The organism is Frankia sp. CpI1-P (assembly GCF_001421075.1).
Lineage (GTDB): Bacteria > Actinomycetota > Actinomycetes > Frankiales > Frankiaceae > Frankia > Frankia torreyi.
Genome location: NZ_LJJX01000004.1, coordinates 197601 through 216948 on the forward strand (window position 1 = coordinate 197601; position 19348 = coordinate 216948).

Genomic DNA, 19348 nt, shown 5'->3' on the forward strand with positions numbered 1-19348 from the left:
TTGGCCTTCTCTTATCGGATCGCGATCTGGCCCTGTAGCCCTTCTTCGTCGATACCAAAGAGGATCTTGGTATCGATCTAATCGGCAGGGCGCCGGAGGTGCAGTGCGGTGGTGTTGCGTTCCCTACCGGGACGGACGTCGGGGACCCAGAGTGGCCAGCTTCCGTGGCGGCGGAGACGATCTGGATGTTGCTGCCATGGTTGCGAGCCCTGGCGAACGAACAAGAGATTCACGCCCGTCGTCCTGCCGGGGGCGCGGCTCCGGTTGATCTCGACGCCTGTGCCGTCGACGATAACGTAGCCGAAGCCCGCTGCTGCAGGGCGCAGCTTAGGGGCCTGCCAGGCAAGCACTCGGATGCACTTGTGCAGGTCTGATAGCCCGGGGAGCTGCTGATCAGGTTTGCCTTCGCGCAGATGCTTTACCCGAGTTTCCTCGCTGAACCGCGCTGAACAAGCGCGTCCTGTGCCCGGCATCTGACCGCGAAGATTCCCGTCCGGATGCCGATTAGCTCGCGCTCCACGAGCAGGAGAACGGTTAGCCACGAGGTGGTGCTGCTCAATTAAAGGCAGCTTGGTGGGTGTGCAGCACCCATGCACACAGGGCCTTGGATACTGATCTGCGGAAGGACGAAGTTCTTATCGAGTCCTACGCTGCGCCTTCCGCGCCACCGCGGCTATCACGGTCCGTGACCNCCGCCGAGAATGGCGGACCGCTGGAGGGAAGGCTCGGTGCATGTCAGAACTGATCTATATTTGTTAGGGGTATAGTCACAGAGGACCTCTCGCAGATTCAGAAGTCGGATCCGCGGACATTGAGAAGATGTCCAGAAAGGTGATCGTCGGGGGCTGCGGGCTTCGATGGCGATGCGTCTTCTGATGTCGGGGTAGCTGAACCACTTGACGGTGGTGACCATGCCTAGCCCTGCCAGTTGGAAGTCGCCGCTCTAGGTGCGGTCTTGAGCGCAATTCTGGTGAGCGTCGGAAGCCTGTGGTCCCGGCGTTTGCTACGATCGGTACAGCTAAGTATGGGCTAAAATGGGGGGCGGCCAACCGTATGGNGTTGATGTTCTACCTACGCGCAGTCCGAGCGCACTGGCTGGTAGCTCTCGGCGTGTTTGCTATGTGTAGTGTGACTACTGGCCTCTATGTCTCNGTGCAGTCACCAATCTATACTGCCAAAATTCAGCTGTTTGTCGCTACCAGTAGCGAAGGCGCGAGTGCGACTCAGCTTTATGAGGCATCGAACTTTTCGGTCGAACGTGTGAAATCGTACGTCCGTATTATTAACAGCCCCGATGTTATGCAGGCAGTGGTGAACCAACTGCGCCTAGACCAGACAGCAGAGCAACTTGCTGGCTCTGTAAATGCTTCAACCCCTGTGGATACGGTACTGATAGATGTTAGCGTTACTGACCGATCCCCGAGAGGTGCTCAAGAGATCGCCAATGCTATTGGAGCTCAGTTTCCTGCGGTCGTGGGCCGTATTGAAACGCCTAACGGCGGTCAGATCTCGCCGGTGAAGGTATCTGTTACGCGAAGCGCTTCGCTTCCGGCCGCACCGTCATCACCTCGGAAGAAGGTAGACCTCCTCCTCGGTGTTCTAGTAGGGCTTGCCCTTGGAGTGGGCACGGCCGTGGTGCGGTATCGTGTTGATCGAAGGGTCCGCACCGAGGCGGAGGTATCCCGCATTGTAAGAGCTCCAGTGATTGGCGCCCTGGCGAATGACCGTCGAATTAATGAGCGGGCNCCCGCGGTCGATCAACTCTCTGGATCGATAGCCGAGGAGTTGCGTCGACTGCGTACTAACATTGGCTTTCTCTCGATTGATCGAAAACTTTCGAGCTTCGTGATTACCTCTGCTCTAGCGTCCGAAGGGAAGAGCCTAATCGCGGGGAATCTTGCTATTATGATGGCAAGGGCTGGTGAGCGTGTAGTACTTGTTGACGGCGACCTCCGTAGACCTCGTCTCGCTGAGGCTTTTTCGCTACCCGGAAGTGTCGGGCTCACCAGCGTGCTAGTGGGGAATGTGCCAATCTCTAGAGCGCTTCGGCAGTGGCGGGATGATATTCCCCTATACCTTCTCCCTTCTGGTCCGATTCCGCCGAACCCGAGCGAGCTTCTGAGTTCTACGCAGTTTGCAGAGATTGTCGGAGAACTGGTCAATTCGGGGTTCGTGGTGGTGTTCGACTCACCGCCGCTTTTGCCGGTGACCGATGCAGCGCTTATCGGCCGGGTCACCGGGGGGGTATTGCTGGTTGCGCAGATGAAGAAGGTGCGATCCGAGCAGCTGGCATCTGCGTCGCAAACACTTCGAGCAGCTGGGGTCAATATCTTGGGCGTTATCGCGAATCGAGTTACGAAGTCGGAGAGGGTATATGGGTACGACTCTATACCGGATTCTGTGTCTGCACATCAAACAACTCGCAGACCCGCGTATGATGTCGTTCGACATGACGACGGACTCGATCTCGCTACGACTATAATAGAGCGAAAACCGTCTCCAGAGCGGTTTCCATCTTCCTGAACTCCCTGCCTGCTGCGCGTTTTGACATCCGAAGTGGATCCCTTATGTCGAAGCTGGCGGACGGTCGGGGAGAGAGATAGCCACGACCGCGCTCGGCGACTGCCGGCATTGCTATCACACGCTCTGCCGCGGAGCGACCGGGTATGTCGTTCCAATCGAGTCCTTCAGCTAGCCAGGCCAGCTCGAGCCAAGTGAATATGCGGCCGAGTTTCCACGGCGCTGCCGTTAGGAGATCGTCTCGAATATGAGTAGTTGCTGTAAGGACGAGGTGAGACTCTGTGACCATTTTGCTGCTGATCTGCCTGGCTCGGAAGTCTCCGGATAGAACTCCACGGCGCTCAAGTTCTACCTCTGCGACAGAATGCAACTTCCCCCCTACAACCGCACGTGTCCCGGCGCTATGTATGTAGAAGGTCTCCGTACCTCCCGGAACCTGTGAGGACAGTATGTCACTACTGACTATCTCTGCGAAGGGCGATCGGCATATGTTTCCCTCGCAGACGTGCAGTACGGTTATCATGCCAGCGGTTCCTGTCGCTTTGCTGACGAGTGACAGAGCTTCTAAAGCTTATCTACTGGAAATTGACCAGTTTCATCTAATGTTGAATCTCCTATGGTAGCCAGCGCGCCCTCCCGGACCTGGGTGCCGCTTAGCGCCAAGGTTGTCGATTCGAAAGAATACCGTGAGTTCGGCTGGACGTTCCCCAGTATAGCACTTGTTCTCTTCTCGACTGTTTCTCCCCTGACTTCCTATCTGCCTCATTTAATGCAGGTATTCCCTCCCGCAGTTATACTGCTTGGCTGGTGGGCACTCACTGGGTATAGGGCTCGACCGGAACCAAACAGACTCGACTTGCTGTGGGCCTTGGCTAGCTGCTGCCTACTAGCCTGGCTACTGTTTCGAACGGTGTATTCAGTCTCACCGAACTCCAGTATCCGCTGGTCCTTCGGTCTTGTTCTGGGGGCGGTGGCCCCCATTTGGGCAGGGCGAAGAATCGGTCGGCATACGTATCTCCTTCTAAGAAGGACGTTTTTAGTCCTCGGTCTGACTATTGGTATCGGGAGCTGTGCGGAGCAAATCCTTCATTTCAACCCGTTCTCCGGATTCTATGCGCGGACTGCTATCTCTAGCGTTCAGCATTGGAGCGTGTATCGCTCGCAGGCCACCTTTAGTCACCCGCTGATTGACGGGACTTTTCTGGCTGCGGCCTCAACCTTCTCTTTCTTNGCGGCTGTCGAGGAGCCGCNTCAGACAAGGTGGCTTCCCCTATCGGCGTGCGTTGCGTCTTCGGCCGGGCTTCTTTGTACGGTGTCACGGTCGTGCATTGTGGCGGCTGCAGTTGGGATCGCTCTTGGGATGGTGCCCCTGGTACTCGGTGGTAGAAGTCGGCCTGGGGTTAAGCTACTTGTGTTAAGCGGGGTTAGCCTTGGAGCCTATCTGATTAGCAGATTCCCGCTCTTGGCAAACCGAAGTGATTCGACCGAAGCCCGGCAGTCTTCAATCTATCGCGAGTCCGTCTATACCCTAGCACCGCAAGTTGCTTCACTGTATGGTGACCTCGGATCGGGTGCGGGAACTTCCGGGAAGATTGTCTCTAACCTGGGATACAAATACCTTATCGAGAGTTCGCCGCTACAGTTGCTTATTAGCATAGGTGTCCCCGGGCTAGCTACTCTTCTTATGTTCTTAGCTCTGCCGATCTTGATGGCGCTGCGTGAACGGAATCTAGGGGCTGCGGCCGCTCTTGTAGCATTTGTTGTCTCCAGTTCTGGGTTTGAATATTGGGAGTCGAATCCTAATGCTTTCGCGCTCTTCGGCTTGTTGGGCCTNCTCTGCTGGCGCCCATCGGCTACCCGGGAAGTGGTTTAGCGGTCGTTGAGAGATTGGGTGGGTCTTAGCTTGACTGTGACCTGTGTGTTGCCGGTGGGCGGTGATGGGCCTGTCCCGTTTGATGGTTTCTCCGGCGGCGTAGCGGTGTACTTGGTTCGGTTGGTGGAGCCGGGAGGACAGCCAGGGCCGGGTGTGGTGGGCTGTGGTGCGCCGGCGGGGAGGGGCATGATCACGTGAAGGTTTCGGAACTCCCGGCAGACCCGCCTTGGGGGTCAGCCATTCCGGTAGGGCGGCTTCCTCCTACTCGGATGTATCGGCCTTCCTGGGTCGACCCTCTGGACTTTCTGACCGAACTGCAGCTGGTACGTCGGACGAGGCTGGGTACTTGGCGCAAGCTCTCGGCCCGCTCTGGCGAGTTGTCAGATCATCACTCCCCGCACACCGCGTCAGTGGATTCTACTTAGTTCTTGACAAGGATCATGTGGTGCCGTTTTCCGTCTCGGAGCCACGCTGTGGTACATCGGCAGACGACCGATCCCTGTATACCACTTTAGTGGGCGCTACTTCGGGGCGTTGTGTGACTCGGTGCGGTATATAGTATCTATAAGCATGTGACGGAAGGGTGAGATTATGCTGCCGCGCCTGGATATTTGATTGAGTCCGCCGACTATCTTGACGCGAAAAGCTTTTGTGAAGATCTGCGTTTTGTTGACTGCTTCTTTTTTGGTTCTGACCGCTGAGATTATTCTCTTCCCTCGAGTGGANCGGCCTAGAAGTGTGGACGCGATCTTTATGTTGGGTGGTCCTGGAGATCGCCTGAGTCGGGCGGTCACGCTGACGGAAGAGGGATACGCACCCGTCCTCGTTGTGTCGACCCCAGGGGGTCGAGGCTGCCCGGTCGGCGAGGTGTCTCGGGCCAAGCTAATTTGCTTCCAACCCGATCCGGCGACGACGCAGGGGGAGGCTCAGGAGGCCGGCCGGCTCGCGCAGCAGTATGGCTGGAAGAAGGTCATCTTCGTTGTGGAGCGGTCGCAGGACACCCGGGCGCGATTGCGGATCGGGCGGTGCTACCACGAGGGGATCCTCGTCACCGTGGTCAATCCGCCGTGGCGGGAATGGNCTTACCTCATCGCCTACCAGTGGGGTGCCATGGTCAAGGCCATGGTCTGGCAGCGTAGTTGCTGACTGCCCTGGCGCCGTAGCCGGCCGGGTTCCGCCAAGGTGCTCGGTGCGTGCGAGCAGGGGCGATCGGCGGATGAGAGGTGCGTCTCGACGACCCCGACCGGCGCGTGGCCTATGGCGGCATGGCGACGGCGCCCCCGATCTCGAATCCGCCCGCCTCCCGCCGCCGGAGGAGCTCGATGAGGAGGCGGGCCCTGCCATGCCCCTCCACCGACGCCTCGCCGGTCAGAGGCCCCACGGCTAACACTGCAACGCAGCTGCTGACCACCGCACTCGACGAAGCATCCCGCAAGCACTGTCAGCTCGCGGGGGCGCTTCCCGAGCGAGGGGCGGGGTCGAGCGCCCGGGCGAGGACGCCGAGGACCGGGTCGCCGGGCAGGATGTCGTAGCCGTCGCCGGAGTCGTTGCCGCGCCACGTCCACAGCAGGACGCCGGCGACGCCGGCCTGCAACTGGGCGCCGATCTTGCGGTCGACGAGGGCGGCCCGCCCCGGGATCCCGCCGGCCTCCCGCGGGGCGACGCCCATCTCCCCGACGATGAGCGGCTTGTGCAGCGCCGCGGACTGGCGCAGCCGTTCGGCCAGTCCGTTCCACCGGTCGCCGGGAACGGGGGCGGGGCTGTAGTCGTGGTACTCGAGGACGTCGACGCCGTCGATCGCGTGCAGGGTCGCGTACTCGTCGGCGGCGGCGCCACACTGGCCGGCGCCGACCGTGCCGACGCTGACCAGGTGGTGGGGGTCGACGCTCTTCACCAGGGTGACCATGTCCTGGACGAACGAGTGCAGTGTCGCGGCGGCGTTCGGGGCNCACGGGCCGTGGTAGGCCGTCGCGTCCTCGGCCTCGTTCATCAGCTGCCACATCGCGATCGCCGGCTCGTCGCGGTAGCGGGTGACGGCCTCCCGCACCCACGCGCGGTAGCTGTCGGGCTGGCCGGGCGGCGGCGCGGAACGGTAGCCGGTCTGGTACCACCGCTGCGTCTTGTAGCCGGCCTGGTAGGTGGGGAAGCCCTCGCACTGCGGCCACTGGTTGCCCAGGGTCGCGACGATGCGCAGGCCGCGGCTTTTCGCCGCGGCGATCGTGCGGTCGAACGTCGACCAGTCCCGTCGGCCGTCGAGGCTGGTGGCCAGGCGCTGGAAGAACCAGGTGCGCACCACCTGCACCCCGTTGCCGAGGGCGGGCGCGACCTCCTCGAGGTCCACCGGTTCCCCGCAGCCGTAGCGGCTGTCGTCCGCGGGGGTGTTCGCGTTCCACACGTTGATCCCGGTGAAACGCCACGGCTTGCCGGCCAGCTCCAGGCGGCCCCCGGCGACCGTCACGAACGCGTCGGCGGGATCGCCCGCCGACCCCGCCCGTGCCGGACCGGCGGAACCCTGCCGGCCGGCGGTGGCATGCCCGCCGCCCGCGCAGCCGGTGGCGACGGCGCCGAGCACGAGCGCCGCGCCGACCACGGCCAGCGCCATCCGGCGGAGGCGACCGGAGCTCGGGCGCCGTTCGGGCCGGCTCTGGCGCCAGAACTGGGGCTGGCGCCAGAGCCGGTGCTGGGGGGACGAGCCTGGGCGGGCGGCGCGGGGCGTGGCGCGCATCAGCGCACCGCGTAGACGCGCCAGGCGGGCAGGTCCCCGGCGGTGGGCTCCACCCGGACCAGCCGCAGCCTCGCGTCGCGGGCGATGGTCGGGTACGCCTGGTTGACGCGGTCGGCGGGCAGCGGATCCTCCCGGGGTCGGGCCACGACGTAGCGCACGCCTCGCCGGGCCGGTTCGTGGGCGAGCTCGTCGAAGCCATGGCCGGCGGGGACGGCGAACTGGCGGGGGNTGCGCGACGCCAGCACGACCTCGAAGCCGGTCTCGGTGTCCAGCAGCACCGTCCGCGGGGGCAGGTGCTGGGCGTCCAACCAGCGGGCGAGGCCGCGGTCGGTGTCGTAGCGGTGGCGCCGCTGCCGCTCGGCGCCGTCGGCCCGGTCGAGGGTGAACACGGCGGTGAGGGTGTGCGCCTCGTCGGGGGCGACGGCGCGCTGGAGCAGGCCGGCCGCGCCCGCGGGCAGGGCCGCGGCGAGCATCACGGCGACGGCGACCCCGCGGCGGTACCGGGGCGCCACCGGGCGAGCCGACGGGCGGACGGCCGGGCGCGCGCCGCCGATCGGGTGAGCGGCCGGGCGGACGGGCGGGTGGGCGCCGCCGGGCGGGTGGGCGCCGCCGGCCGTGGCCAGGCCGGTGGCGGCGAGGATGGCGAGGGGAACGAGCAGGGCGGAGGACCCCAGCGACCAGGGCCCGCCTGGGCCGATCGCCGCCACCGCGACCGCCGTGCCGTAGCCGCCGGCGAGGATGGTCAGGGCCGCCGCGCTCGCCGCGGCGCGCCGCCGGACGGCGACGACCGCGGCGACGATCAGCAGGGCGGCGGCGAACGGTTCCAGCACCGCCGACTGGGCGGCGAGCCGGGCGATCCGCGTCGCGGCGCCGACGCCCGACGCACCCTCCGCGCCCGCGGGCAGCAGGTTCGGGTTCGTGCCGATCGCGACCATCCGCTCCCACGACCCGGCCACCAACGTTCCGATCAGCAGCCGGACCGTCGTGGTGAACAGCAGTGGCAGGGCGACGACCAGCGCGTCGGCGCAGGCGACCGCGCGGCGGGCCGCCACCGGGCCGTCGGCGCCCCGATACGCCACCGTCGCCACCGCCGCGGTGGCGGTCACACCCGCGCCGAGCGCCGGCAGCCCGCACAGTCCGGCGCCGGCCAGTGCCACGCCTGCCGCGGCGAGCCGGTTCGCCGACCCACCGCGGCCCCAGCGCAGCAGATGGCGGGTCGCGAGCAGCAGGAAGAACAGCAACGACGCCTCCGCCGTGCCGTTCGCCCCGGCGTAGACGACGGCCGGGTGCAGGGCGAACAGCGCCGCCACGGCCGCCGCGACCCGCCGCCCGGCGCCCAGCTCGCCGGCCGTGCGGTGCAGCTGCCGCACGGCGCCGGCGGTGAACAGCGCCGACTGCGCGGTGGCGCCGAGCCCGCCGGCCGCGAACGGATGCCACCACCAGGCCAGCGGCATCAGTGGCACCTGCACCGCCGCGGGCAGCGGCGCCCAGCCGACGGCGAGCCAGCCCAGCTGTCCACCGTCGCCGAACAGCGGGAGGTAGGCCCGCGTCGTCAGCCGCAGCGCCTCGGGCAGGGCGGCGCCCCGGCCCAGCCCCAGCCACGCCCCGACGGCGACATAGCCGGCGGCCAGGGCGGCGAGGACCCAGGGCGCGGGCCGGCGCCACGGCGGCGCGAGCCGCGCAACCGCGGGAGACCGGCGGCGACGCTCCTCGCGGTCGTCCCCGGGATGGGCCCGCCCGCCCGGCGGCCGCGGCAGGTGCGGCGGGATCTGCGGGGTTGGCGGGATCTGCGGGGTCGACGGGATCTGCGGGGTCGGCGCAGTCGCGGGACCACCGCTGGGCGGGGCCTCGGCAACCTCGGGTACCGGCCCCGCGTCAAGCGTGGACACTGCCGGTCTCCAGGGCGATCGGCGTGCCGGCGGCGGAGGGGGCGGCGGCCACCGGACGGTCGATCGTCGGCCCTTCCACGGCGGCAGCGACAGCGGCGGTGGCGGCGGTGGCGGTGGCGACGGCGGCGGCGGGAACGACGTCATCGGAGAGGGGATCGGACGGTGGGGGCAGTGGGGTGGCACCGAGGCCGTGGGTCGTCTTCTCCCAGAAGCTTGGCGCGAGCACGAGCTGGACCATCGCCTTGGCCGCGGCCAGCGACATCAGCACCCAGTAGGCGAGCGACAGCACCGACCGGAACACCAGCCCGGGCAGCCCGGTGGCGCGGGCCGCGAGCACGTTGACGTAGACGAAGGTGAAGTTGCCGGCGACGAGGCACACCAGGCTGGCGTAGAGCAGCCAGGCCGGGAAGAGGGCGTGTACGAAGCCGACCCGGCCGACGAACCNCATCAGCGTCAGCGCCCAGAAAATCGGGTTGATGATCGCGAGCAGCGGGGTTCCGCCGACGAACAGGTTGAACCGCAGGTAGGTGACGAGCCCCATCTCCCGGCAGCGACGCAACGGCTGGCGGGAGTGCACCAGCCAGGTCTGCAGGTAGCCCTTGTACCAGCGGGAACGCTGCTTGAGCCAGTTGATGGCGTCGCTGTTGGCCTCCTCCAGGGTGACCGAGTCGAGGATGAGCGTGCGGTAGCCGCGGCGGTAGAGCCGCACCCCGAGATCGGCGTCCTCGGTCACGTTGAACGGGTCCCAGCCGCCGAGCTCCCGCAGCACCTCGGTCCGGAAGTGGTTGGAGGTGCCGCCCAGGGGCACCGGGGCATCCTGGCGGACGAGTCCCGGCAGCATGTGCTCGAACCACATCGCGTACTCGGCGGTGAACCACTGGGTGAGGATGTTCTGCTTGTGGTTGAAGAAGCCGAGCTTCGCCTGCAGGCAGGCCACGCTCGGCGGCAGCCGGCGGAACGCGGCGACGGCGCGGCGCAGCTGCAACGGTTCGGGCCGGTCCTCCGCGTCGAAGATGGTGACGAAGTCGCCGCGGGCGATCTCGAGCCCGATGTTGCAGGCCTTCGGCTTGGTGCGCGGCTCCGAGTAGGGCACCCGGACCACCCGCAGGTACGGCGGGGAGGCCGCGGCCCGCGCCGCCGCGTATGTCGCCTCGTCGTCCTCCTCCAGCAGCAGCAGCACCTCGAGCCGGTCCGCCGGGTACTCCAGCCGTCCGATCGCGGCGAGCAGGTGCGGCAACACCTCCGGCTCCTGGTAGGCGGGGACCAGCACGGTGTAGAGCGGCAGGTCGGCGTCGGGGCAGGCGCGCGCGTCGTCGGGATCGACCACGATCAGGCCCGGATCGTGGATGGCCCGGTGCAGCAGCAGGAGGCGTTCGGCGAACGCGGCGACGTAGGCGGCGCTGAGCACCGCCACCACGGCGATCAGCGTGGGGGTCGTCGCCAGCGTCACCCCGGCCACCAGCAGCACCCCGACGGCCGCCAGCCCGACCCGCTGGCCGGTCGACAGCGTGCGGCGCGCCGCCGCGTACGGACCGGGGGCGCTCATACCGCTCCCGCCAGCGCCGGGGGAAGCAGCGCGCCGAGGGCCGCGAGGGTCACCGCGGACGCCACGACGACGACGAGCGCCCACCGGGAGTGGGCCACCGCCGCCCGCCGCACCGGCCGGGAGGCACCGGCGCGGGCGCAGCGCGCGGCCCGGGGCGCACCGGCGACGGCGAGCACCCCGAACAGCAGCGCGAGGACGGCCAGATCCCCGCCCACTCCGAGGACGGCGCGGGCGGCGCCCGGCGCGCCCGCCCGCGCGGCGAGAACGGCGACGGCGATCCGCCCGACCGCCAGCGTCGCCCAGAGCGCCAGCACCATCACCCCCCGCCGAAACGCCCGGGCCGGCCGGCGGGCCGAACAGCCCAGCAGCAGGGCGAGCGCGAGAGCGGCGCTCACCCCCGCCGCCCCGGTCAGGGCGCCGGTGAGCGCCGGTCCGGTCAGCGTGGGTCCGGTGAGCGTGGGTCCGGCGAGCGGGCGGACCAGGGGCCGCAGGGCGGCGGCGACCGGGCGGGCCGGCCACCGGGCAGCCGCCTCCGGCAGCGGCGCGAGGGCGGCGGTCAGCAGCAGCAGCGGGGCGCGCAGCCGCCACATCGCGCGGGTGCCGAACACCAGGGCGACGGCCGCGGCCATCAGGGGCGGCAGGAGCAGCAGGTCGGCGTGCGTGGTCCAGAACCGAGTGCCGAGCCGGGCCGGCATCGCGGTCAGCACGAACACCGCGACGCCCAGCAGCGGCAGCCCCACCAGGTAGTCGACCTGACGGTNGTGGATGTCGGGCTCGCCGGGTGCCGGCCGGCCGCGCAGGAGCAGCAGCGCCGCACCTGCGGGCAGCACGGCGAGGTGGAAGGCCGCGCCGGCCTGGTCCCGGCCGGCCGGCCAGAGTCGGTCCAGGGTGCCGGCGCAGGCCACCAGGGCCGCCGCGGTGACCACCCCGACCCGCAGCGCGCCCCGGCCGTGCCGATCGGCGATCAGGCGCAGGAGACCCGGGCTCACCCCGCCGTCATCGGTGGCGCTGCCGTTCTCGGTGGCGTGGGCGGTGTCGGTGGCGCTGCCGGTCCTGGTGGCGCTGCCGGTCCTGGTGGCGCTGCCGTTCTCGGTGGCGTGGGCGGTGTCGGCGGCGTGGGCGGTGTCGGTGGCGATGGCCCCCGTGACCGTGCCGATGGGGTCGGTGCCGGCGTCGGGCTTCGCCGACGACTGGCGAGGCACCGGGACGGCCGGCGCGGCGGGGCGGGGCGGGGCGTCGTCGACCTCCTGCCCCTGATGCGGCCGCGCTGTCAACACTGGAGTTCTCCGTTCGCCAGAGGGGTGCGCCAGACGGGCGCGCCAGAGGGGTCGGGGAGGCCGTCGGGGGCCGGCCGGCAGCGGTGCTCTCAGGGGGACGGGCGAGGGGACATCCGGAACGGGGACGCGGGACGGGACGGGGACGGGGGGACGGGGACGTGGGACGCCGCACGGAGCGGGTAACCGCCTACCGGGGCGGGCGCGGGGAGCGGGTGACCAGGGAGCTCGCGCTGCCGCGCAGGTAGCCCGCCGTCGTGGCGGTGAGCCCGAGGACCACCGCCACCGCGGCCCGGCGCCGACCGCGCAGGCCCAGGTAGCGGCGGACCGCGGCCGGCAGGGTCCGGCGGACGTAGTCGCGTTCGACGGCGAGTGCCGAATCCCGCCCGACCGTTCGCGAGATCGTCGCCTTCGAGATCCCCTCGGCGTAGCAGCGGCGCCAGAAGTAGCCGGGCCGGGCCCGCGGCGGGGTGACCCGGTGGCGTACGACGGCGCTCGGCTGGTGGATGACGAGGGCGCCCGGGTCGGCCTGCCGCAGCCGGATGCCGAACTCGGTCTCCTCGCAGCCCAGCGGGCGGGCACCGACCCGGCCGACGCCCTCGGTGAAGCCGCCGACGAGCTCGAACGCCCCGCGGCGGAACGACATCGCCGCGCCGACCGGGTTACGCACCGGCGCGGCGACGGCGGGCAGCCCGGTGTGGGTACAGCCGACCACCCAGTCGAACTCGGCGGGAAACCATGCCGGCCGACCGGGCGTGGGCCACATCGGCACCGCCGCGCCGCCGACGCCCTGCACGCGCGGATCGGCGTAGGGCTCGAGTAGCCGCTCCAGCCAGTCCGGCTCCCCGCGGGCGTCGTCGTCGAGGAAGACCAGGACGGCGCCCGTGGCCGCCGCGACGCCCGTGTTGCGGGCACCCGACAGGCCGCGCCGGCCCGTGTTCGCCAGCACCCGGGCCGTCCCGCCGAAGGCGTCGCGGGCCCGGGTGAGCAGGGCCTCGTTGTGGTCGATGACCACGATGAGTTCCTCCGGCGGACGCCCCTGGCCGCGGACGCTGTCGACCGCGGCCAGCAGGTCGTGCCAGCGTTCCTCGGAGTAGGCGCAGATGATCACCGATGTCGGGCCGGTCCCCGGCCGTGTGGATGGCGGCAGGGTGATGGGCTGCGTGGCCCGCTCGTCGTCGGCCGGTGTCGTGCTGGCCGGTGTCGTGTCGGCCGGTGCTGTGTCTGGTGGGTGCGTCACGGTCGCCTTCCCGATCGTGGGCGGCCGAGGGTCAGCTCGGCGGGTTGTCCGAGAGCCGTCGCAGGACGGCGAAGAGCGGATCGTTGTCGGAGGGCAGCACGTCGTACCGTTCGGTGTCGACGACGTGGTTGAACTGCCAGATGAGGTAGCCGGACGCCCCGTTGCGGAACGCGGCGCGGACCTTCGCCGCCAGCAGGTCGGCCCGGCGCTCGCGGCCGGCGGCGTCACCGGCGGCGATGCCCGCCTCGCCGACGATCAGCGGTTTGCCGAGCTGCTGCGCGGCGGCGAAGGAGCAGGCGAGGGGGGCGCCCCGCACCGGCGCGCACTGCGGTGAGGCCGTGGCCGGCAGCGACCCGTCCTTGGCGCTGCCGGGCAGCGCCTCGGTGTCCGAGCCCCAGGCCGACCAGTCGTGGACCTCGGTGAAGTCGATGTTCGCCAGGCCGTAGACCGCGGCGAAGTCCGGTCCGCTCGCCCCCGGAGCCCCGTTGCTCTGGGAGCCGACGCTGACGAGATGGCGCGGGTCGGCGGACTTGATCACGCCGGCGATGTCGCCGGCGAAGCCCACGAGTGCCGGGCGGTTCTGGTCGTCGCGGGCGCTGGTCTCGGCCTCGTTCATCATCGTCCAGCCGAGGATCGTCGGCTCGTCGCGGTAGTGCGTGACGATCCGGCTCACGTAGTCCCGGTAGGACAGCGTCGCGTTGCCGAAGGGCACCCGGTAGCCCTGTCCGAACCAGGTGTCCCCCTGGTAGGCGGCCTTGCTGTCGGTGCGGGTGGCGGCCGTCGTGCAGTCCCCCCACTCGTTTTCGAGGACGGGCATGACCCGCATCCCGTTGGCCCGGGCGGCACGGATCACGCGGTCCACCCCGGAGAAGTCCGTCCCGCCCTGGGTGTAGGTCTGGAAGGCCCAGAAGCGCACGACGGTGGCGCCGGCCTGCTCGTGCAGGAAGCGGAAGTCCCGGTCGAGGTCCGCGTCGCTCACCCGCGGCCACCAGGCGCAGGTGTAACGGTCCGTGGCCGCGGCGTCGAAGTAGTTGAACCCGATGAAGCGGAACGGNTGCCCGCCCAGTTTCAGCTGGGCGCCGGAGCGGGTCACGAACTGGTCGGCCAGCTCCGGTCGCTCGGGCCCGGGCCGGTGGGTGGACGTGGCGGACCCGCCGGAGTGTCCGAACCAGGAGCAGCCGGCCAGCAGACCGCCCACGATGATCAGCGTGACCCCGAGCGATCCGGCCCGGCGCCACCTACCTGGGGTCAACTGTCCTCCAGCAAAGCTCGGGATCGGGGCCGCTGCGCGGCCGGTGGCGGGACGGTCGGCGCTGGGACGGTCGGCGCTGGGGCGGGCGTCGTGGCGGGTGTCGTGGCGAGGCCGAAGGTGGTCCGTCGGCCGGCGGACAGGCTTCGGTAGAGGGCCTCGACCGCGCCGACGAAACCCTCGACCCCGCAGTGCGCCCGCAGGTCGGCCGGCGGGTGATCGGCGCGCAGGCCGGTGTCGAGCACGGCGTCGACCGCCTCGGCCAGGGCCGCCCGCTCGGCGTTCCCGTCGAGTTCGGCGGGTAGCTTGATCGCCGTCGCCAGCGGCTTGGGGAGCCCCTCGAGACCCGGGCACTCGCCGTAGACCGTCGGCAGCCCGTTGGCCAGGGCCTCCAGAATGGCGAGGCCGAACGTCTCGTCGCGGGACGGGCTGACGAACACGTCGAGCGCGCTGAGCACCCGCGCCACGTCGGAACGCGCGCCGAGGAAGTGGACGGCGTCGCTGATCCCGTGCTCGGCGCAGCGGCGGCGCAGCGCGCCCTCCTGGGGCCCCACGCCGACGACGAGGAGCCTCGTGTCCCCCGTCGACAGCAGTGGCGCGAGCGCGTCGATGAGCACGTCGAACCGCTTGACCGGGGCGAGGCGGCCGACGGCCCCGACGAGGCGCACGTCCTGCGCGACGCCGAGCTCCGCGCGCACCGCCGCCCGGTCGCCGGCCGAGAAGGCCATGGCGTCGATGTCGGTCCCGTTGAGGATCACGCTCATCCGGGCCGGGTTGATCCCCCAGGAGACCATCCGGCGGGCTGTCGCCGCGGAGACGGCGACGGAGTGCTGCGCGAGCTGGACCAGCAGGTAGTAGAGCAGCCGCAGCCGCCGGGTGGTGGGGCGGCCCTCCATGGTCATCGGCATCAGCGAGTGCTCGGTCGAGACGATGACCGGCACGCCGGCGAGTCGCGCGGCGGGCAGCCCCCAGAACTGGGCGGCAAGCAGGNGCGTGTGGACGACATCGGGGCGCAACCGGCGCAGCATCCGCGCCAGCCGGAGGGGGGCGGCGAAACGCCGCCAGCCGGCCATCCCGAGGACGTGGACCCGGTGGCCGGCGGCGACCAGGTCGTCGGCGACGAGACCGCCGCCGTAGAGGCAGATCACCGTGGACTCGGCGCTGCCGCGCTCGACGAGGTGCTGGACCTGGCGTTCCGCCCCACCGGTCGTGAGCGCGGTGATGACGTGCACCACCCGGGCCGGCCGCTCACCGGCCCTCTTGCGCTCCCCCTTCCCCGCCTTCTTCGCCTCTTCCTCCTCTTGGTCGACTTCGTCGACGACCGTGCGGTAGACGGTGGCGAGCTCGTCGGCGCAGCTCTCCCAGGTCGGCAGGTCGACGGCGGCCGTCCGCCGCGTCCGCGCCGCGGCGAGCAGCGCGTCGGCGACCCGCTCGGCCGGTGTTTCCGGCGCCAGCCCGGTGACCAGGCCGTCGGCGACGAGATCCCCGGTGCCGGCCACGTCGTAGCCGACGACCGGCACACCCAGCGCGAGGGCCTCCATCACCCCGACCGGGTGGGCCTCGTAGTCCGACAGCGCCGCGACGACCGTCGCGCTGGCGAGCTCCCGGGCCATCGCGTCCCGGTCCCCGGGGGGGACGGCCCGAATGGTCACCGACCGGCCGACGCCCAACCGGTCGGCGAGCGCACGCAGATCCGCCTCGAACGGCCCGGCACCGAGGATCACCAGGTGCGCCTCGGGCTGGCGGCGCCGCGCGGCCGCGAGGGCCTCGATCACCCGGTGGTGGCCCTTGTATCGCTCCAGCCGTCCGGAGGAGACGATCCGCCCGGCGATGGGACGCACCTCGGCGGGAGCGGTGGGCAGGCCACCGCCGTTGCGGATGACCGTGAACCGGTCGGGGGAGATCCCGGTCGCCCCCTGGAACAGATCCCGCTCGAACCGGCTCACGCCGATCAGCCGGCGCGCGTCCCGCAGCAGCGGGCTCAGCGCCTTCCACTGCGCCGACCGCATCGACGTCCGGGCCCCGGAGGAGTGCCCACCGGTGTGGAAGGTGACGACGTAGGGGATGCCGGCTCGCCGCGCGGCGAGCATGCCGAGGATCGGCACCGCGGTGTGGATGCCCTGCAGGTGCACCAGATCCCAGCCGCCGCGGCGGATCACGTTCACCAGCCCCGGCGCGAGGTGGTAGTCGCTGCCGCGCGGCCAGGCCTGGCGGCGCAGCACGTCGAAGCCCTCGGCCCGCTGCACGCGCGGGCGCCGGCCGGTCCGGTCGGTCGTCAGCACGGTGAGATCGAGGTCGTCGCGCCGGCCGAGGCGGCGCCCGACCTCGTGCACGTGGGTCTCGGTGCCCCCGAGGTCGGGCAGGTAGCGCGCGGTGACCTGGAGCACCCGCAGGGGGCGCCGGCTGTCGCTCATCGGGATGGCTCCGTCCCCGGCGCGGGCCGCGCCGGATCTGCCTGGCGCGCCCCGAGGACGAGGCTGCGCAGGACGTGGTCGTCGGCCAGGCCGGTGAGGGTCACCACGACCCGCCGCCCGTCCGGCGCCGGCACGGTCACGTACGTCTGCCCGCTGGTCACCGCCAACGACGGGCGCAGGAGCACGGATCCCTGCCCGGCGTCGACGAACAACCGGTAGGGGCCGGCGGGCCGCGTCGCGGACACGGCGATCACCGCCGTGCCCGGCGCCGCCGCCTGCCCGGAGGCGGGCGCGGCTACCGCCAGCGACAGCGGCGGCTGTTCGGCCCGCTGGGTGGCCCGCACGGACATCGTGAGCGCGACCGTCACGACGAGGGCCGCCGCGACGAACCAGCTCGCGCCCAGCAGCCGCCGCGGGGTCAGCGCCCGCCCACCGGCCCGGACCGACTCCCGCACCGCCCGCCACCCGGCCGCAGCCGCAGCCGCAGCCCCGGTCCCGGTCGCGGTCCTGGTCTTGGCCGCGGTCCTGGCTGCGGCCCCGGTCCTGGCCGCACCGAAGCGGTGATGAAGCTCGCTGCCGAGCAGCGCGGCCAGCCCGGCCAGCCCGGCGGCGATCCCCCACGAGCGCTCGGTGATCCCGCCGGGCAGGTAGTTGAGGAGCAGGCCCAGGGCCATCAGCGAGATCAGGACGGACCCGGTGCCGACGACCAGCGCGTCGAGGTGGCCGACCCGGCGGGTCCGCACGATCGGCTCGACGGTGGCCACCACCGCGACCGCGGCCAGCGGGGCGGTGAGCGCGGTGGGGGCGGGGACGAGCACCGCCGTCACCGCCGCGACCAGGAGCGCCAAGCGGGCCACGAACGCGGGCCGCGGGTGGCGGGCCCCGGCCGTCACCGGGCCTGTGGCTGTTGCCGGGCCTGTGGCTGTTGCCGCGCTCGCGGCCGTCTCAGGAGGCACGGAGGGCTCGCACGTCGTAGATGACGATGGATCCGTTGTCGTACACACGACGGGCTCCGTTCACCGTGGCGAACTTGTCGAGCGCGGAGATCGGGACCGGCGCCTGCCGGCTCTCCCCGCCCAGCTCTCCCGACTCGATGTAGACCCCCACGTGCGGCAGATCGGTCGCGTCGCGTCGGTCGACGACGACGTACGCCAGCCCGGCGTGGCGGATGAGCTGCCGGTCGACGGCGGTGAAGGTCGTCCCGAGNAGCACCGGGGAGGCGTCGATCCCGGAGCCGACGTGCCGGACGGTGTACTGATGGCCGATGGCGGAGGCGAGCAGCCCCGACACCCGGTCGGCGTAGATCGGGCTGCCGGGCGGAACATGGTCGGCGAGCCAGTGCGCGGCGGCCAGGTTCGCCGCGTCGACGCTGCGCGGATCGGCCGAGACCAGGTACGGGCCGGGCACCCGCAGCCACACCGGGCCGGCACCGATGATCTCCCCGCCGACGAACGCCACCAGGAACGCCGCGGTGGACACCAGCAGGCGCGGCGCCGAGGCCCAACGTGACATCGAGGCCCAACGCGGCGCCGAGGCCCAACGCGGCGCCGAGGCCCAACGCGGCGCCGAGGCCCAACGCGGCGCCGAGGCCCAACGCGACGTCGAGGCCCAACGCGACGTCGAGGCCCAACGTGGCGGGTCGACCAGCAGCCAGGCGACGACGAAGCCGACGCCGAGGAAGGCGAAGCCGGAAGCCCGGTCGCCGACCTCGGAGGTCGCCGCCGTCAGGTGCCCGGCCGGGATGACCGGATAGAGCAGCGCGGTGAGGCTCAGGACGACCGCCAGCGCCGCGCGCCGGCGCACCCACACCCGCGCCTTGATCGCGGCGGGCACGAGCGCCGCCATGACGACGACGATCGAGCCGAAGGACACGTACTGCTGCCATCGCGGCGTCACGATCCCGCCGGAGTCGTGGAAGAGCTCGTGGGTCTGCTGCCCCTCGGTGAGCTTGGCGACGTCCCCGGCCGAACCCCGGTAGATCCCCAGCAGGTAGCTGCCGAGGGTGTTGCCCGGCCGCAGCGACGCGCCGATCACGATCAGCGTGCCGATCCCGGCCACGACCGTCAGCGCGAACACCGAGCCGTCACGGCGCCCTCGCCCGCCCAGGATCAGGGTCATCCCGAGCCATCCCCACAGGGCGGCGACGAGCAGCATCGACGTGAGGTGGTGGGAGAACGCCACGGCGCTCAGCGCCGCCAGCGGCAGGATCAGCGGGCGTAGCCGATCGGCCGTCCGCGTTCCCGTTCCCGNCCCCGTCCCCGTCTCCGCCCCGGTTCGGGACAGGACGAGGTACAGGGCCAGGACCGCCAGTGGCAGCGCGATCGTCTGGTAGGAGAACTGCCCGTTGAAGAAGACGAACTGCGGGTTGCAGACGTAGACGAGGCTGGCGAGGCAGCCCGCCCGGGTCGAACCGGTCAGCCGGCGGACGATCAGGATGAAGGAGCCGGACAGGACGACGCGGGCGAGGACCAGCACGACCGCCGNCGCCGTGTGGGCGGGCAGCCCGGTCAGCGCCCGCACCCCGTCGGTGGCCACCTCCAGGCCGGGGTAGTAGGGCGTCACCGGGAGCAGCGGGTTCGGCGTGAACAGATGGCGGTACTGCGCGATGTGGTTCAGGA

At 70.3% G+C, this 19348-nt stretch carries 8 protein-coding genes and 7 pseudogenes; 4 read left to right on the top strand and 11 right to left on the bottom strand.

Translation table 11 applies throughout. From position 1 onward, the window contains the following. Positions 1–1062 precede the first annotated feature (1062 nt). The 3 genes from FF86_RS65095 to FF86_RS65105 form a co-directional block, all read left to right on the top strand. Positions 1063–1151, top strand: an 89-nt coding sequence (locus FF86_RS65095; RefSeq protein WP_396229770.1) for a hypothetical protein, incomplete at its 3' end; no start/stop codon positions are given. Position 1152: 1 nt separating this feature from the next. Then, positions 1153–1745: YveK family protein (locus FF86_RS65100; RefSeq protein ID WP_396229758.1), on the top strand; the 593-nt coding region annotated here is incomplete at its 3' end. 40 nt (positions 1746–1785) lie between these two features. Further along, positions 1786–2523: a CpsD/CapB family tyrosine-protein kinase gene (locus tag FF86_RS65105; protein WP_396229771.1), complete on the top strand. Its 738-nt coding sequence runs from the start codon at positions 1786–1788 to the stop codon at positions 2521–2523. Here FF86_RS65105 and FF86_RS65110 read toward each other — a convergent pair. Further along, positions 2477–3043, bottom strand: coding sequence for a hypothetical protein (locus FF86_RS65110; RefSeq protein ID WP_082121636.1), 567 nt, complete (start codon positions 3041–3043; stop codon positions 2477–2479). The two genes, FF86_RS65105 and FF86_RS65110, sit on opposite strands and share 47 nt — an antisense overlap. 2217 nt (positions 3044–5260) lie before the next feature. Between FF86_RS65110 and FF86_RS40320 the strand changes: the two are divergent. Next, positions 5261–5473, top strand: a pseudogene (locus FF86_RS40320) (YdcF family protein); the annotation flags it as partial. A gap of 361 nt (positions 5474–5834) precedes the next feature. Here FF86_RS40320 and FF86_RS40325 read toward each other — a convergent pair. The 10 genes and pseudogenes from FF86_RS40325 to FF86_RS35365 form a co-directional block, all read right to left on the bottom strand. Then, positions 5835–6341 (bottom strand): annotated as a pseudogene (locus FF86_RS40325) (beta-mannosidase); the annotation flags it as partial. Between the two features lies 1 nt (position 6342). Continuing rightward, positions 6343–7118: pseudogene (locus tag FF86_RS65115) on the bottom strand (hypothetical protein); the annotation flags it as partial. A gap of 1875 nt (positions 7119–8993) precedes the next feature. Continuing rightward, a pseudogene (locus FF86_RS65120) lies at positions 8994–9451 on the bottom strand (hypothetical protein); the annotation flags it as partial. Position 9452: 1 nt separating this feature from the next. Continuing rightward, positions 9453–10553: pseudogene (locus FF86_RS65125) on the bottom strand (glycosyltransferase); the annotation flags it as partial. Between the two features lie 1464 nt (positions 10554–12017). Further along, on the bottom strand, positions 12018–13067 hold the full coding sequence (locus FF86_RS04495; protein WP_242418165.1) for a glycosyltransferase family 2 protein: 1050 nt from the start codon (positions 13065–13067) through the stop codon (positions 12018–12020). Positions 13068–13098: 31 nt separating this feature from the next. Then, a partial coding sequence (locus FF86_RS04500) for a cellulase family glycosylhydrolase (protein ID WP_206778892.1) occupies positions 13099–14121 on the bottom strand: 1023 nt, incomplete at its 5' end. Between the two features lie 194 nt (positions 14122–14315). Next, a partial coding sequence (locus FF86_RS65130) for a glycosyltransferase (RefSeq protein ID WP_396229759.1) occupies positions 14316–15306 on the bottom strand: 991 nt, incomplete at its 5' end. A 1-nt stretch (position 15307) separates the two neighbouring features. Further along, a pseudogene (locus FF86_RS65135) lies at positions 15308–16730 on the bottom strand (glycosyltransferase family 4 protein); the annotation flags it as partial. After that, the gene (locus tag FF86_RS04510) at positions 16727–17578 is read right to left on the bottom strand and encodes a hypothetical protein (RefSeq protein ID WP_128423255.1); all 852 of its coding nucleotides are present in this window, start codon (positions 17576–17578) and stop codon (positions 16727–16729) included. The pseudogene FF86_RS65135 and the gene FF86_RS04510, both read right to left, overlap by 4 nt. Positions 17579–17675: 97 nt before the next feature. Then, positions 17676–17936 (bottom strand): annotated as a pseudogene (locus FF86_RS35365) (hypothetical protein); the annotation flags it as partial. Positions 17937–19348: the final 1412 nt, after the last annotated feature.